The organism is Aquabacterium sp. (assembly GCF_048860245.1).
Lineage (GTDB): Bacteria > Pseudomonadota > Gammaproteobacteria > Burkholderiales > Burkholderiaceae_C > Aquabacterium.
The window spans coordinates 21,968-36,077 of sequence record NZ_JBLIZW010000125.1 but is presented as its reverse complement, the minus strand read 5'-3'; the positions used below and the strand labels follow the sequence as shown (position 1 = coordinate 36,077).

Annotated in this window: 12 protein-coding genes; 9 read left to right on the top strand and 3 right to left on the bottom strand. The window is 64.1% G+C overall.

Annotation, left to right across the window (positions count from 1 at the left end; translation table 11 throughout):
• The gene (locus ACMV18_RS14305; protein ID WP_420818390.1) at positions 1-1,626 is read left to right on the top strand and encodes a peptide chain release factor 3; all 1,626 of its coding nucleotides are present in this window, start codon (positions 1-3) and stop codon (positions 1,624-1,626) included.
• A 79-nt stretch (positions 1,627-1,705) separates the two neighbouring features.
• On the opposite strand, the gene ACMV18_RS14300 is transcribed toward ACMV18_RS14305, so the two are convergent.
• Complete coding sequence (locus tag ACMV18_RS14300; protein ID WP_420818410.1) at positions 1,706-2,932, bottom strand: HD-GYP domain-containing protein; 1,227 nt, start codon at positions 2,930-2,932, stop codon at positions 1,706-1,708.
• 194 nt (positions 2,933-3,126) lie between these two features.
• On the opposite strand from ACMV18_RS14300, the gene ACMV18_RS14295 reads away from it, so the two are divergent.
• Both ACMV18_RS14295 and ACMV18_RS14290 read left to right on the top strand, forming a co-directional pair.
• On the top strand, positions 3,127-4,632 hold the full coding sequence (locus tag ACMV18_RS14295; protein WP_420818389.1) for a methyl-accepting chemotaxis protein: 1,506 nt from the start codon (positions 3,127-3,129) through the stop codon (positions 4,630-4,632).
• Positions 4,633-4,680: 48 nt separating this feature from the next.
• On the top strand, positions 4,681-6,273 hold the full coding sequence (locus tag ACMV18_RS14290) for a methyl-accepting chemotaxis protein (protein WP_420818409.1): 1,593 nt from the start codon (positions 4,681-4,683) through the stop codon (positions 6,271-6,273).
• Here ACMV18_RS14290 and ACMV18_RS14285 read toward each other — a convergent pair.
• Together ACMV18_RS14285 and metK are read right to left on the bottom strand one after the other, a co-directional pair.
• Positions 6,217-6,849, bottom strand: a complete 633-nt coding sequence (locus ACMV18_RS14285) for a DUF2238 domain-containing protein (protein ID WP_420818388.1) — start codon at positions 6,847-6,849, stop codon at positions 6,217-6,219. The two genes, ACMV18_RS14290 and ACMV18_RS14285, sit on opposite strands and share 57 nt — an antisense overlap.
• A 63-nt stretch (positions 6,850-6,912) precedes the next feature.
• Positions 6,913-8,103, bottom strand: coding sequence for a methionine adenosyltransferase (gene metK, locus ACMV18_RS14280; protein WP_374257101.1), 1,191 nt, complete (start codon positions 8,101-8,103; stop codon positions 6,913-6,915).
• A gap of 303 nt (positions 8,104-8,406) precedes the next feature.
• Between metK and ACMV18_RS14275 the strand changes: the two genes are divergently transcribed.
• Genes ACMV18_RS14275 through ACMV18_RS14250 form a run of 6 tightly spaced genes read left to right on the top strand, consistent with a single transcriptional unit; the run spans position 8,407 to position 14,099 of the window.
• Positions 8,407-9,312, top strand: coding sequence for a lysophospholipid acyltransferase family protein (locus ACMV18_RS14275; protein ID WP_420818387.1), 906 nt, complete (start codon positions 8,407-8,409; stop codon positions 9,310-9,312).
• Entirely contained in the window at positions 9,309-10,205 is an 897-nt protein-coding gene (locus ACMV18_RS14270; protein ID WP_374257098.1) for a lipid A biosynthesis acyltransferase, read from the top strand. Before ACMV18_RS14275 ends, ACMV18_RS14270 begins: the two co-directional genes overlap by 4 nt.
• Positions 10,206-10,250: 45 nt before the next feature.
• Complete coding sequence (gene dapF / locus ACMV18_RS14265) at positions 10,251-11,114, top strand: diaminopimelate epimerase (RefSeq protein ID WP_374257096.1); 864 nt, start codon at positions 10,251-10,253, stop codon at positions 11,112-11,114.
• Positions 11,115-11,125: 11 nt separating this feature from the next.
• Positions 11,126-11,806 carry a DUF484 family protein gene (locus tag ACMV18_RS14260; RefSeq protein WP_420818408.1) on the top strand — a complete coding sequence of 227 codons (681 nt, stop codon included), beginning with the start codon at positions 11,126-11,128 and terminating at the stop codon, positions 11,804-11,806.
• Positions 11,807-11,835: 29 nt separating this feature from the next.
• Complete coding sequence (locus ACMV18_RS14255; RefSeq protein ID WP_420818386.1) at positions 11,836-12,810, top strand: tyrosine recombinase XerC; 975 nt, start codon at positions 11,836-11,838, stop codon at positions 12,808-12,810.
• 56 nt (positions 12,811-12,866) lie between these two features.
• Entirely contained in the window at positions 12,867-14,099 is a 1,233-nt protein-coding gene (locus tag ACMV18_RS14250) for a class I SAM-dependent rRNA methyltransferase (protein WP_420818385.1), read from the top strand.
• The last annotated feature ends 11 nt before the right edge of the window (positions 14,100-14,110 follow it).

The window sequence follows — 14,110 nt, the reverse complement described above, 5'->3', positions numbered from 1 at the left end:
GTGTCCACCTCTCCTTACGCCCCCGAAACCGGCCGCCGCCGCACCTTCGCCATCATTTCCCACCCTGACGCGGGTAAGACCACGCTGACGGAAAAGCTGCTGCTGTTTTCTGGCGCGATCCACATCGCCGGCTCGGTCAAGGCCCGCAAGGCCTCGCGGCATGCCACCTCGGACTGGATGGAAATCGAAAAGCAGCGCGGCATCTCGGTGGCCTCGTCCGTCATGCAGATGCTGTACCGCGACCACGTGGTCAACCTGCTCGACACCCCGGGCCACAAGGACTTCTCGGAAGACACCTACCGCGTGCTGACCGCTGTGGACTCAGCCCTGATGGTGATTGACGCGGCCAACGGTGTGGAAGCCCAGACCAAGCGCCTGATCGAGGTTTGCCGCCAGCGCGACACGCCCATCATCACCTTCGTCAACAAGATGGACCGCGAAGGCCGCGACCCGCTGGAGTTGCTCGACGAAGTCGAACAAGAACTGGGCATGCCCTGTGTGCCCATGACCTGGCCCGTGGGTCAGGGCAAGCAATTCGGCGGCATCGTGAACCTGCGCACCCAGTCCATGCGCCTGTTTGATGCCGGTGCCGACAAGCGCGGCGAAGACGACGAGGTGGTGTCACTGACCGAGCGTGACAAGCTGGCCGCCCGCTTCGGCCACGACTGGGAGCTGGCCGAGCAGAACATGGAGCTGATGGCCGAAGCCGCCCCCGCCTTCGACATCGAACAGTTCCTCGCCGCCAAGCAAACGCCCGTGTTCTTCGGCTCGGCCGTGAACAACTTCGGGGTGCAAGAAGTGCTGGACGCCCTGGTGGACCTGGCGCCCTCGCCTCGCCCCCGTTTCAGCACCGAAAAGGATGGCTCGCACAAGGAAATCGCCCCAGAGATGGAGAACTTCTCGGGCGTGGTGTTCAAAGTGCAAGCCAATATGGACCCGTCTCACCGTGACCGCATCGCCTTCGTTCGCGTGTGCTCCGGCAAGTACGAGCCCGGCATGAAGCTCAAGGTGCAGCGTTCGGGCAAAGAACTGCGCCCCACCTCGGTGGTGACCTTCCTGTCGCAACGTCGTGAAGCGGTGGACGAGGCCTTTGCAGGCGACATCATCGGCTTCACCACGCACGGTGGCGTGCAACTGGGCGACACCATCACCGACGGCATCAACCTGCAGTACACCGGCCTGCCCTTCTTCGCGCCCGAACTGTTCCAGACCGTGGAACTGGCCAACCCGATGAAATCGAAGCAATTGCAAGCTGGTTTGCTGCAATTGGGCGAAGAAGGCGCCATTCAGGTCTTCCGCCCCGAGGCTGGCGGCGCCATGCTGCTGGGCGCCGTGGGTCAGTTGCAGTTTGAAGTGGTGCAACACCGCCTGAAGGCTGAATATGGTGTCGACATCCGCCTGATGCCTTGCCGCTTCACCGGCGCACGCTGGATCACCGCTGACACCCCTGAGGCCATGAAGAAGTTCACCGACGAGAACGCCAGCAAGCTGGCGCTGGACGCGGCCGACACGCTGGCCTACATGATGACCTCAGCCTACGACCTGCGTCTGACGGCCGAACGTCACCCGCAGGTGCACTTCCATCCGCTGCGGGAGCACGCGGGCCTGAGCCTGTCGACGCAATAAGCTGCGGCAGCTTGGCCCCGTCCAAAATCAAAAGGCACCCCACGGGGTGCCTTTTTGTTGGGCGCAAACCGGATCGCGGTCAGGCCTGCATCCAGAGCTGGTCGAGGTTACGGAAGCCCCAAGCGGAGGGCGACTCGCGCGACACGATCTGGTCCACGCTCTTGCTGAGATCCAGCAGTTCGGGCGTGATGGGATGATTGGCTTTGGTCGAGAAAAACACCTTCACAACCGGGTTGAGCAAGGACGACGTGCCCTGCTCCACCACCACCGCCAGGCGGCCCGACTGCAGCTTCACCAGCGAGCCGGTGGGATAGATGCCAATGCTCTTGACGAAGGCCTGGAAGATGCGCTCGTCGAAATGGCCTTTCTTGGACCACGCGGCCATCTTGGTGATGGAGTCCGCCGGATCCCAGCCCGCCTTGTAAGGCCGGTTGGAAGTGATGGCGTCGTACACATCGCAGACTGCGCCCATCTTGGCAAACAGGCTGATCTCGTCGCCTTTGAGGCCATGCGGATAGCCCTTGCCGTTGACCTTTTCGTGGTGGTGCAGGCAAACGTCCAGGGCCGTTGGCCCCACACCCTTGCCTTCGACCAGCAGCTTGTGCCCTTCTTCCGGATGCGACTTCATGATGGCGAATTCTTCCGCCGTCAGGGCACCGGGCTTGTTGAGCACCTCCAGCGGCATCATGGCTTTGCCAATGTCATGCACCAAGCCCGCCAAGCCGGCTTCGCGGCACTCGTCGGGGCTGAGGTGCAACTGACGCGCCAGGGACACCATCAGCGCGCACACGGCCACCGAGTGCATGAAGGTGTAGTCGTCGCTGGTTTTCAGGCGGGCCAGACTGATGATGGCACCCGGGTTGCGCTCCACCGAATCAGAGATCTCCTGCACCAGCGGCAGGCAATGCTCGGTATCCACCGCCTTGCCCATGCGAACGTCCTGGAACATGGAGCGCATGGCGGCACGCGATTGCGCAATCACTCGTCCGGCACGCTGCACCTCCTGCTGGAGGCTGCATTGCTGCACGGGGGGGGCATCGTCCGGATCGGCTTCGGGACTGGGTTCTGCGCGGTCCTGTTCCGAACCAACCTCGACATCGTCCACAACCTCGACGCGAGCATCCTCCACATCCAGCCCTTTGCTGATGTCGATGATCACCTCGGACACACCAGAGAGCTGCGCAATCTGGCGCGCATCGGAGACTTTGAACGAACCACGCCAGAAAGGATGATCCATCCACGAGCCACAAACCTCGTGGATGAACATGCCGACGCGCAGTTGCTGAGTAGAGATCTTCTTGAGCATGAACGTGAGAAGCCAGCCTGCATAAGCTGACAAGGCCTCTCATCGTAGGGCTTTCGGCGCGGGTTCTCGTCCTCAAAAGCCCGTGTCCCGCGATTTTTTTCTCAGGGTTGTTGCCTGTTCAAGATCTCACTGTTGCAGCCGATATGCACTAAACCCGTGCATTTCTCGGAATGAAACCTGGAGCCTCAGAAGTCATGAGCCTGAAGAATCTCAGCACCGCTCAAAAATTGTGGGCAGGCGTGGCCTTCCTGATTTTCTGCAACGTGTTCATCGTCGGGTTTTCGGGTGTTCGCACGGCCGGGCTGAAGGCCCGCTCCGAGGCCCATTTCGAGGAACTGGACACCAAGCTCAGCGCCGGGCAAAAATGGGCCAACCTCAGCGAGGTGGCGGCCAACCGAGCCGTCAGCACCGGCTTGGCGGGTGACGGGGCCTTGAGCACGGCGCTCGCGACCGAGCAAGCCGCGCTGGACAAGGAAATTGCCGGCTTGCGCCAGCAATTGGACGCCTTGGCACTCAACAGCGATGACCGCGAGGCCCTGTCTCGGGCCGATCAGGCCAAGCAAGCGCTGGATCAGGCCATCAAGTCGGGTGATGGCAGCAAAGTGATGGCGGCCTTGCAGGCCCACGCTCAGACGCTGCGCACGTTTGCGGCCATGCAGCCACAAGAAGCCATCGACTATCGCCACCAGATCGCGGACGAGCGCAGCCGCACCGTCACGCTGGCCGCCATCATGGGCCTGACCGTGATCAGCATCATGGTGGCTGGCGCGTTTGTGCTGATCCGATCCATCCGCGCACGACTGAATCTGGCCATGCAGACCGCCTCTTGCCTGGCGGCAGGCGACCTGACGGTGAAGATTGACCCGGGGCACTACGACGAAATCGGTCAATTGCTGGGCTCCCTGCAAGACTTGGCTGACTCGCTCAACCGCCTGGTGGGCGATGTGCGTCAGACCTCGGAAGGCATTTACACCGCCTCCAGCGAGATTGCAGCGGGCAACATGGATTTGTCCAACCGCACCGAGCAAACGTCGGCTAATTTGCAGCAAACAGCATCATCGATGGTGCAACTGACCGACAACGTGCACGAATCCGCTCAAGCCGCCCAGCAGGCGCATGCGCTGGTGGGCTCGGCCTCTGAAACCGCCAGCCGTGGCGGTGAAGTCATGAATGCGGTGGTGGCCAACATGGACAGCATCGCGCAAGCCTCCCGCAAGATTGGCGACATCATCGGGGTGATCGACGGCATCGCCTTCCAGACCAACATCCTCGCCCTGAACGCCGCGGTGGAAGCGGCTCGCGCAGGTGAAAAGGGTCGCGGCTTTACGGTCGTGGCCGGCGAAGTTCGCTCGCTGGCGCAGCGCTCGGCAGAAGCGGCTCGCGAGATCAAGTCGCTGATTGGCGCCTCGGTTGAACAGGTGGAATCTGGCTCACGCTTGGTGGAGAACGCCGGGCAGACCATGCAGGACATCGTGGCCTCCGTGATGCGCGTGACCGATGTCATCGGGCAGATCACCTCGGCCGCAGCCGAGCAAAGCGCCGGGATTGGCCAGATCAACCAGTCGGTGGGCTTGCTCGATCAGATGACGCAACAGAACGCGGCACTGGTCGAGGAATCGGCTGCCACTGCGGCAAGTTTGCGCGGCCAGGCCGATCAGCTGCGGCAACACGTCAATGTGTTCCGTCTGCTGAACGACTGAGATCCGTACACAACACAGAGCGCTTAGGGAGCCTACGGAGACATCGTGATGCGTTTCAACCAACTCTCTATCGCTCGCCGCCTTTGGGTGGCTGTGGGCCTCTTGATCGTGGCCTTGGTCAGCATTGTGTTGTTTGCGGGCTGGCGGTCCGCATCCACACAAAAGGTCGCTGAAGTCCAGATGGCGCAAGCCGCTGAGCGGCTCAAGACTGTGCAGGAATGGGCCCGGCTGTCTGAGCTGACCATTGCACGCGCCACGGCGGCCGTGCTGAGCAAGGACCCCGCCGTGGGGGCGCACTTCAAGCCCATGAACGATCAGATCGTTGAGCACATCAACGGGCTCAAGAAGCAGATCGAAGCCATGGACCTGACCGAGGCCGATCGCACGCACATCCAACTGATTGGAGAGGCGCGCGCCAAAGTACTCGGGTCACACAAAAAGGTGTCCGAATTCAAGACCGCTGGCGACGAAGCCGGCGCACAGAAAGAATTCAACGAGGTGTTCGTGCCTGCTGTGGACGTGTACACCAAGGCCTTGTATGCCTTCGCCGCGATGCAGGAGGAACAAGGCGTCGCGCTGCGCGCCCACATCGCCGACGCACGCCGAACCACGGTGGCGATGGCAGCCGGCATGATCGTGGTGGTCTTGATCGGGGTGGTTCTTGGGGCCCATGTGCTGATCCGATCGATCAAGCTGCCCTTGGCTCATGCTGCCGAAGTGACGCAACGCATCGCCGAGGGCGACCTCACCGTACAGGTTCGTGTGGACCGCGAAGACGAGGTGGGGCAGATGTTGCTGGCCCTGCAAGGCATGGCGGCGTCGCTGGTGAACCTGGTGGGTGACATCCGGCACTCGACCGACAGCATTGCCACAGCCTCCTCCGAAATTGCCTCGGGCAACCAGGACCTCTCTTCTCGCACCGAGCAAACGGCGTCCAATCTGGAGCAAACCGCTTCGTCCATGGAGGAGTTGACCGGTACCGTCCGGCAAACGGCCGACTCCGCCCGGGTGGCCAATCAACTGGCCACTTCAGCATCGGATGCGGCCCAACGAGGTGGCGAGGTGGTGGCGCAGGTGGTCGCCAACATGGAAGGCATCGCCCACGCATCCCGCAAGATCGCCGACATCATTGGGGTGATCGATGGCATTGCCTTCCAGACCAACATCCTGGCGCTGAACGCCGCGGTGGAAGCCGCCCGCGCAGGCGAGCAAGGTCGCGGTTTTGCCGTGGTGGCCTCAGAGGTGCGCAGCTTGGCGCAACGCTCTGCAGAAGCCGCCAAGGAAATCAAATCCCTGATCGTGGACTCGACCGAGAAGGTGGATGCCGGGGCTCGCCTCGTGTCTGACGCCGGGGTGACCATGCAAGACATCGTCACGGCCATTCAGCGGGTCACCGACACGATGGCCGAAATCAGCACCTCGGCGGCCGAGCAAAGCGATGGCATCTCGCAAGTCAACCAGGCCGTGACCCAGCTGGACAACATGACCCAGCAGAACGCTGCCCTGGTAGAAGAGTCGGCCGCAGCGGCCGCCAGCCTGCGTCAACAGGCCGATCACCTGACCCAGGTGGTCAGCGTGTTCCGCCTAAACACCGACCGCACGGCACGCCAGGACCCCAAGCTGCCGCTCTTGCCAGCGTGACAGCAGCCACTGGGCGGTCATCGCCCCCACCCAGGCCATGAACATGTCGGCCTGGGTGTCGAAGGGGTCGCCCTGGGTGGCCAGGAATTCGTCGGCCCCCTGCCCCAGCGCCAGCGCCGCGCCCCACTCGATGAACTCGTAGCAGGCGCTGATGGCCAGACACACACAGGTCACCAGGAAGAACAGCCACTTGCCGGGCTTCAAGGGCGTACGGCGCAACAGGATTTCACGGGCCACCATGGCCGGCACAAAGCCTTGCGCGAAGTGCCCCAAACGGTCGTAATGGTTGCGCCCCAGGTCCAGCCAGTCCTGCACCCAAAAGCCCAGCGGCACGCGCGCGTAGGTGTAATGCCCACCCACCATGAGGATGAAGGCGTGCACCAGGATCAGCCCATACACCAGCGGTGTCAGCGGAAACCGGGTGCGCGTGAAAGCCAGCAACGGCACCACCACGAACACCGGGAACACCTCCATGGCCCAGATGCCCGGATCGAAGGCCCCGTGCCAGGACCAGCCCAGGCCCGCGAGCATCGCTGACAGCCAGGCCACTTCCCATCCCCGTGTTCGCGTCATCATGGTCGATCCCCTGCAATGAAAAAGGCCGCTGGAAGCGGCCTTTGATTGTGCACAGAAACGGGATCAGCCCTTGAGGCCGGCCGCGTCGCGCAGGGCTTGCGCCTTGTCGGTGCGTTCCCAGGTGAACTCGGGCTCTTCGCGACCGAAGTGACCGTAGGCCGCCGTCTTGGAGTAAATCGGGCGCAGCAGGTCCAGCATCTGGATGATGCCCTTGGGACGCAGGTCGAAGTGCGCATTCACCAGCTTGGCAATCTCGTCGTCGGCGATGACACCGGTGCCATAGGTGTTGATGGTCACGTTCATGGGACGCGCCACACCGATGGCGTAGGCCACTTGCACCTGGCACTGCTTGGCCAGGCCAGCCGCGACCACGTTCTTGGCCACATAGCGCGCAGCGTACGCCGCCGAGCGGTCCACCTTCGTGGGATCCTTGCCCGAGAAGGCGCCACCACCGTGGGGGCAGGCGCCACCGTAGGTGTCGACGATGATCTTGCGACCGGTCAGACCACAGTCACCTTGCGGGCCACCGATCACGAAACGACCGGTCGGGTTGATCAGGTACTTGGTGTCCGCCGTCAGCCACTCTTGTGGCAGCACGGGCTTGATGATCTCTTCGCGAACGGCTTCATAGAAGCTGTCCTTCATCTTGGTCGCGGTTTCCGACTGATCCGGGCTGTGCTGGGTCGACAGCACCACGGTGTCGATCGACGTGGGCTTGCCATCCACGTAGCGCAGGGTGATCTGGGCCTTGGCGTCGGGACGCAGGAACGGCAGACGGCCGTCCTTGCGCAGTTGCGCCTGACGCTCCACCAGACGGTGGGCGTAATAAATGGCGGCCGGCATCAGCTCGGGCGTTTCCTGGCAGGCGTAACCGAACATCAGGCCCTGGTCGCCGGCCCCGATGTTCAGGTAGTCGTCGCTGGCGCGGTCCACACCCTGGGCGATGTCGTTCGACTGCTTGTCGTACGCCACCAGCACGGCGCAACCCTTGTAGTCGATGCCGTACTCGGTGTTGTCGTAGCCAATGCGCTTGATGGTGTCACGCGCCACCTGGATGTAGTCGACGTTGGCTTGCGTGGTGATTTCACCTGCCAACACGACCAGACCGGTGTTGGTCAGGGTCTCGGCCGCGACACGAGAGAGGGGGTCCTGCGCCAGGATGGCGTCAAGGATGGCATCGGAAATCTGGTCGGCAACCTTGTCGGGGTGGCCTTCCGAGACCGACTCGGAGGTAAAGAGGTAATCGTTCGACACGCTGTGTGCTCCAGAAAAAAATCACTGACCTCGGCGTCGCCGGGGCTGTGAGTCATCACTCTGGGCAGCGGCGAACGCTTTAGCGGCATTTGTGAATCGCCCCGCAAGTTGTCCTGTTAACTCGGCGATGGGTGCAAGTGTAGTGGATCAGGGCCCGCCCAGTCAGCAAATCAGCCTGATGAATATGGTGGCTTTATGACAAGTTGGGCATAGATCAAGCCTGATCCACGCGGCCATGCCGCCTCAGCGGGTCTCGGGCAGAATGCGACCTACCCGCGCGCCTGCGCTTGGCAACCCCGTTTCATGGCCCGACTGTTTTACCTGCTGTCTGGCTGGCCCTTGTTTGTGCTGCACCTGATGGGCAGCGTGATGGGCTGGCTGGCTTACCTGCTGTCCCCGTCGTACCGGCGCCGTCTGGTCGCGCATGCACGCATGGCAGGGCTGACACGCTGGCAGCGCTGGCAGGCGGTGGCCCATGCCGGCAAGATGGTGGGCGAATTGCCCCGCCTGTGGGGCCGCCCGCGCGACCAGGCCCTGGGTCGCAGCGTGCGCTGGGAGCAGGTCGAGGTGGTTGAACACGCCCTGGCCGAAGGCCACGGCCTGATGGTGGTCACACCGCATCTGGGCTGCTTTGAAATCACGGCTCAGGCCTACGCCGAACGCTTTGGGGCGGCCAAGCCCATCACCGCGCTGTACCGCCCCGCCAAACAACCCTGGCTGGCCGAGATGCTCAAAAGCGCTCGCAACCGCCCAGGCATGCTGACCAGCCCCGCCACCCTGGCCGGCGTGCGCCAGATGCTGCGCGCCCTGAAAAAAGGCGACACCGTGGGCATCCTGCCCGATCAGGTGCCCCCCGAGGGCATGGGCGCCTGGGCGCCCTTCTTCGGGCGCGAGGCCTACACCATGACCATGGCCGCCAAACTGGTCGCCCAGACTGGCTGCGCCGTGGTTTTGCTGCGCGGTGAGCGACTGAACTGGCTGGACCGACTGCGCCAAGGCTGCGACTACGTGGTCCACGCCCGCCGCGTCCCGGCCGATGTGGAACACCTGCTGGCCCAGGGCGATGCGGCACAATCCGCCGCCGCCATCAACCGGCTCATGGAAGAGATGATCATGCAAGCACCCGAGCAGTACCTGTGGGGCTACAACCGCTACAAGGGCCCGCGCGCCGAGATCCTGACGTCCGCCAGTGGCGAGGTTCGGCCATGAGTGACCTCGGCATCCGACTGGCCCTGGCCTTTTTGTGGCTGCTGCACTGGCTGCCCTTGCCCGTGCTGGCCGCCCTCGCTCGAGGCCTGGGCAAAGTGCTCTACCGCCTGGCGGGCTCGCGCCGCAAAGTGGGTCTGCGCAACCTCGAACTGTGTTTCCCCGACATGCCCCTGGCCGATCGGGAACACCTGTTGCGCCAGCACTTTCAATGGTTGACGCAAAGCCTGCTGGACCGCGCGGTGCTGTGGTGGGCCTCGCCCGACCGCATCCGCCGCCTGATCCAGATCGAAGGCGACATCGAACTGGCCGAGCGGGTGTACCAGACCGAGGGGCGGGCCACCATGTGGCTGTGCCCGCACTTTGTGGGCTTGGACGTGGCGGGTGCCGCCATCCTCTTGTGCCAGAAGCGCCCTGGGGCCTCGATCTACCAATCGCAGAGCAACCCGCTGATGGACAAAATGATGAAGCGGGGGCGCCTGCGATTTGGCAATGCCGAGATCTTTCCTCGTCAGGACTCGATCAAGCCTCTGCTGCGCGCCATCAAGGACGGCCGCGGTTTCTTCAACCTGCCCGACATGGACTTCGGCATGCAGGACGCGGCCTTTGTCCCCTTCTTCGGCGTGCAGGCAGCCACCCTGCTGGCCCCGTCCCGCATGGCGCGTTTGCTGAACATGGTGGTGCAGCCCGTCATCACCGAGTTGCTGCCCAACGGCCAGGGCTGGCGCGTGCGCTTCATGCCCGCTTTGCCAGACTTCCCGACCAAGGACGTGGAAGCCGACACGGCTGCACTCAACCGTTTCATCGAAAACGAGATCCTCAAGCAACCGGCGCAATACCTGTGGGTGCACAAGCGTTTCAAGACGCGCCCCCCCGGCGAGCCTGGCCTGTATTGATCGGACCGCGCCACGCGCGCAGCGTTTGCGACGGATAATCCCGTCATGAAGCTGCGTTTCACCAAGATGCATGGTGCGGGCAACGACTTTGTCGTGCTCGACGCCACCCGCGGGCCCCTGCCCTTGAGCACGGCCCAGTACCGTTTCATCGCCGATCGGCGCTTTGGCATCGGGGCTGACCAGATCCTGGTCGTCGAACCCGGTGACGCGGCGCGCGGCACCGATTTCACCTACCGCATCTTCAATGCGGACGGTGGCGAAGTCGAACAGTGCGGCAACGGTGCCCGCTGCTTTGCACGCTTTGTGCACGACAAGGGTCTGACTCAGAAGGACCTGATCCGCGTGCAGACCATGAAGGCCATCATCGAGCCACGTTTGCAAGCCGATGGTCGGGTCACCGTCGACATGGGCGCGCCCTTTCTGGTGCCCGCCGAGGTGCCGTTTGACGCCACCGGCCTGACACCCAAGCTGGTCAACGGCTGCGAGCTGTGGCCCATCCAACTGGCCAACCATCCGGTCGAGGTGGCCGTGGTGTCCATGGGCAACCCACACGCGGTCATGCGCGTGGACAGCACCGAACACGCCCCGGTCGACGAACTCGGGCCGCAAGTGGAAGGTCACGCCCGCTTCCCCCGCCGCGTCAACGCCGGCTTCATGGAAGTGGTCAGCCGCAGCCACATTCGCCTGCGCGTGTACGAACGCGGCTCTGGCGAAACACTGGCCTGTGGCTCGGGCGCCTGCGCCGCCGTGGTGGCCGGCATCCGCCTGGGCTGGCTGGATGGCACGGTCGATGTCGACATGCCCGGCGGCCGCCTGACCATCAGCTGGGCCGGCCCCGGCACCCCTGTTTTGATGACCGGTCCTGCCGTCACGGTGTTTGAAGGCGAGATCGAGGTTCCTGAACTGTGAGCGATTCCCCCATGACCCTGCAAGGCATCACCGAAGACGAGATTGCCAATTACCTGGTGCACACCCCAGGCTTTTTCGAACGCAACGCCCAACTGCTGTCGTCCATCCAGCTGGTGAGCCCTCACGGACAGCGTGCCGTGTCCCTGCAAGAGCGCCAGATGGAGATGCTGCGCGACAAGATCCGCGGCCTGGAAAAGCGCATCATCGACATGATTCGCCACGGGCAGGACAACGAAACCATCGCCCATCGCCTGCACCTGTGGGTACGTGCGGTGCTGCTCGCCCACGACGACCGTGCGCTGCCCGACGTGCTGCAAACCGAGTTGAGCGACATTTTCCTGATCCCGCAAACCGCGGTGCGGCTGTGGGGCACGCCCACGCACCCCCTGCGTCACGACGTGGCCGACCTGACCAGCACCCTGCCCGTCAGTGACGATGTGCACAGCTTCGCCAGCAGCCTGAGCCAGCCATATTGCGGACTGAATTCGGGCTTTGAAGCCAGCAAATGGCTGCCCGACAGCGCCAGCATCACCTCCCTGGCACTGATCCCGCTGCACCACGAAGGCGCCTGTTTTGGCCTGTTGGTGCTGGGGTCACCTGACCCCACCCGCTACACCGCCGACATGGGCGTGGACTTCCTGCAGCAGGTCGGCGACATCGCCGGCGCAGCCCTGGCGCGTCTGCTGGCCTGAGGTCTGTTGCGCAGGCAACTTCTCCACGCATGCGCAACCCCGCCCCCCTGATCGCCCAGCACCTGGACTACCTCCGGGTGCAACGGCGTCTGGCCGATCGCACCCTGGCGATGTACGGCGACGCCTTCGTGCGCCTCCAAGCCTTCTGCGAGAAGGAGCAGCTCGAACTGGCGGCCCTCAAGCCCCACCACGTGCGCGGCTGGATTGCCCGACTGCATGCGCAAGGGCTGGGGCCCCGCAGTCTGGCCATCACCCTCGCGGCCTGGCGAGGCCTGTTCAAATGGCTGGGACGTGAAGGCCTGGCGCCGCTGAACCCGGCAGATGGCATCAAGCCCCCCAAGGCGCCCAAACCGCTGCCCAAGGCTTTGTCGGTCGATCAGGCCGTGACCCTGGCCGAGCATCGCCCCCAGGATCCGGTGGCCACCGCCGGCTCGGCCGCAGCGGCCACCCGCGCCGAGCGTGAAGCGCCCTGGCTGGCCGCGCGCGACCGCGCCATGATCGAACTGCTCTACAGCAGCGGCCTGCGCAGCGCCGAACTACTGGGCCTGGACGTGGTCAGCGGCCCTCAAGCCGCTGGCTGGATCGACCTGCCGGGGGGCGAGGCCCACGTGCTGGGCAAAGGCCACAACCGCCGCACCGTCCCCGTGGGCACAGCGGCCTTGCGGGCCCTGCGCAACTGGCGGGACGTGCGTGCCAGCCTCGTCGCTCCGGTGGCGCCCGCCTTGTTCATCAGCCGGCAGGGTCGCCGCCTCACCGCCGCCCAGTTGCGCAACCGACTCAAGCAACTCGCGCAAGAAGCCGGCTTGCCCACCCATGTGCACCCGCACATGCTGCGCCACAGCTTTGCCAGCCACCTGCTGCAATCCAGCGGTGACCTGCGGGCCGTACAAGAGCTGCTGGGCCATGCCCACATCAGCACCACACAGGTCTACACCAAGCTGGACTTCCAGCACCTGGCCAAGGTGTACGACGCGGCCCATCCCCGCGCTCGCCGCAAATCCTGACAAGGCCCACGGCATCGGGGACAATCGACCCTTTCCTTTTTCTCCCGAGTTCTGCCATGAAAGTCATCACCCTGCGCGAAGGCAAAGAGCGCTCCATGCTGCGTCGTCACCCCTGGATCTTCCAGGGCAGCGTCGCCAAGGGCAGTGCAGACCCGGGCGAAACCGTGCGCGTGCAGGACGCCGCTGGCCGATTCCTGGCCTGGGCCGCCTACAGCCCCAGCTCGCAGATCCGCGTGCGCGCCTGGAGTTTTGACGAAGCCGAGCGGATCGACGCCGAGTTTTTCCAGCGCAAGGTCGAGGCCGCCGTGCAACTGCGCCGCCGCCTGGGCATCGACTCCAACGGCATCCGCCTCATCCATGGCGAAGCCGACGGTCTGCCCGGCCTGATCGTGGACCAATACGATGACGTGCTGTCGGCCCAGTTCCTGAGTGCCGGCACCGAGCGCTGGAAAGACGTCATCGCCGACGCCCTGATCGCCACCACCGGTTGTCCCTACCTGTACGAGCGCTCGGACTCCGGCGTGCGCAACCTCGAAGGTTTGCCCGCCGTGACCGGCTGGCTGCGTCACCCCGACACGGCCGACGGCAGCCGCCGCGCCACCGAAGTCGTCATCCACGAAAACGGCTGGAAGCTGACCCTGGACGTGGCCGAAGGCCACAAGACCGGCTACTACCTGGACCAACGTGACAACCGCGGCCTGTTTGCCAAGCTGGTCCGTCAGCTCGGGTGCAAGACCGTCCTGAACTGCTACAGCTACACCGGCGGCTTCAGCGTGGCGGCCCTCGAAGGCGGCGCCACCGACGTGACCAGTGTGGACTCCTCCGGTCCCGCCCTGGCCCGCGCCAGCGCCCACGTCACGCTCAACGGCTACGAAGCGAGCGCTCACACCGCTCTCGACGCCGACGTCAACGGCACCCTGCGCCGCTTCATCAAAGAGGGCCGCACCTTTGACGCCATCGTGCTCGATCCGCCCAAGTTCGCGCCCAGCGCCGCGCACGCCGACCGCGCCAGCCGCGCCTACAAAGACATCAACCGACTGGCCTTCCGCCTGCTCAACCCGGGTGGCCTGCTGCTGACCTTCTCGTGCTCGGGCGGCATCGGCGGCGAGTTGTTCCACAAGATCGTGGCGGGGGCTGGCATGGATGCCGGCGTCGACGGTTACCTGCTGCGCCGACTGGAAGCCACCAGCGACCACCCGACGACGCTGACATTTCCGGAAGGCGAGTACCTCAAGGGTCTGGCCATCATCCGTAAAGATTCCTCAGAATGTCGCAAAATCCAGAATTAGTCCCATAATTT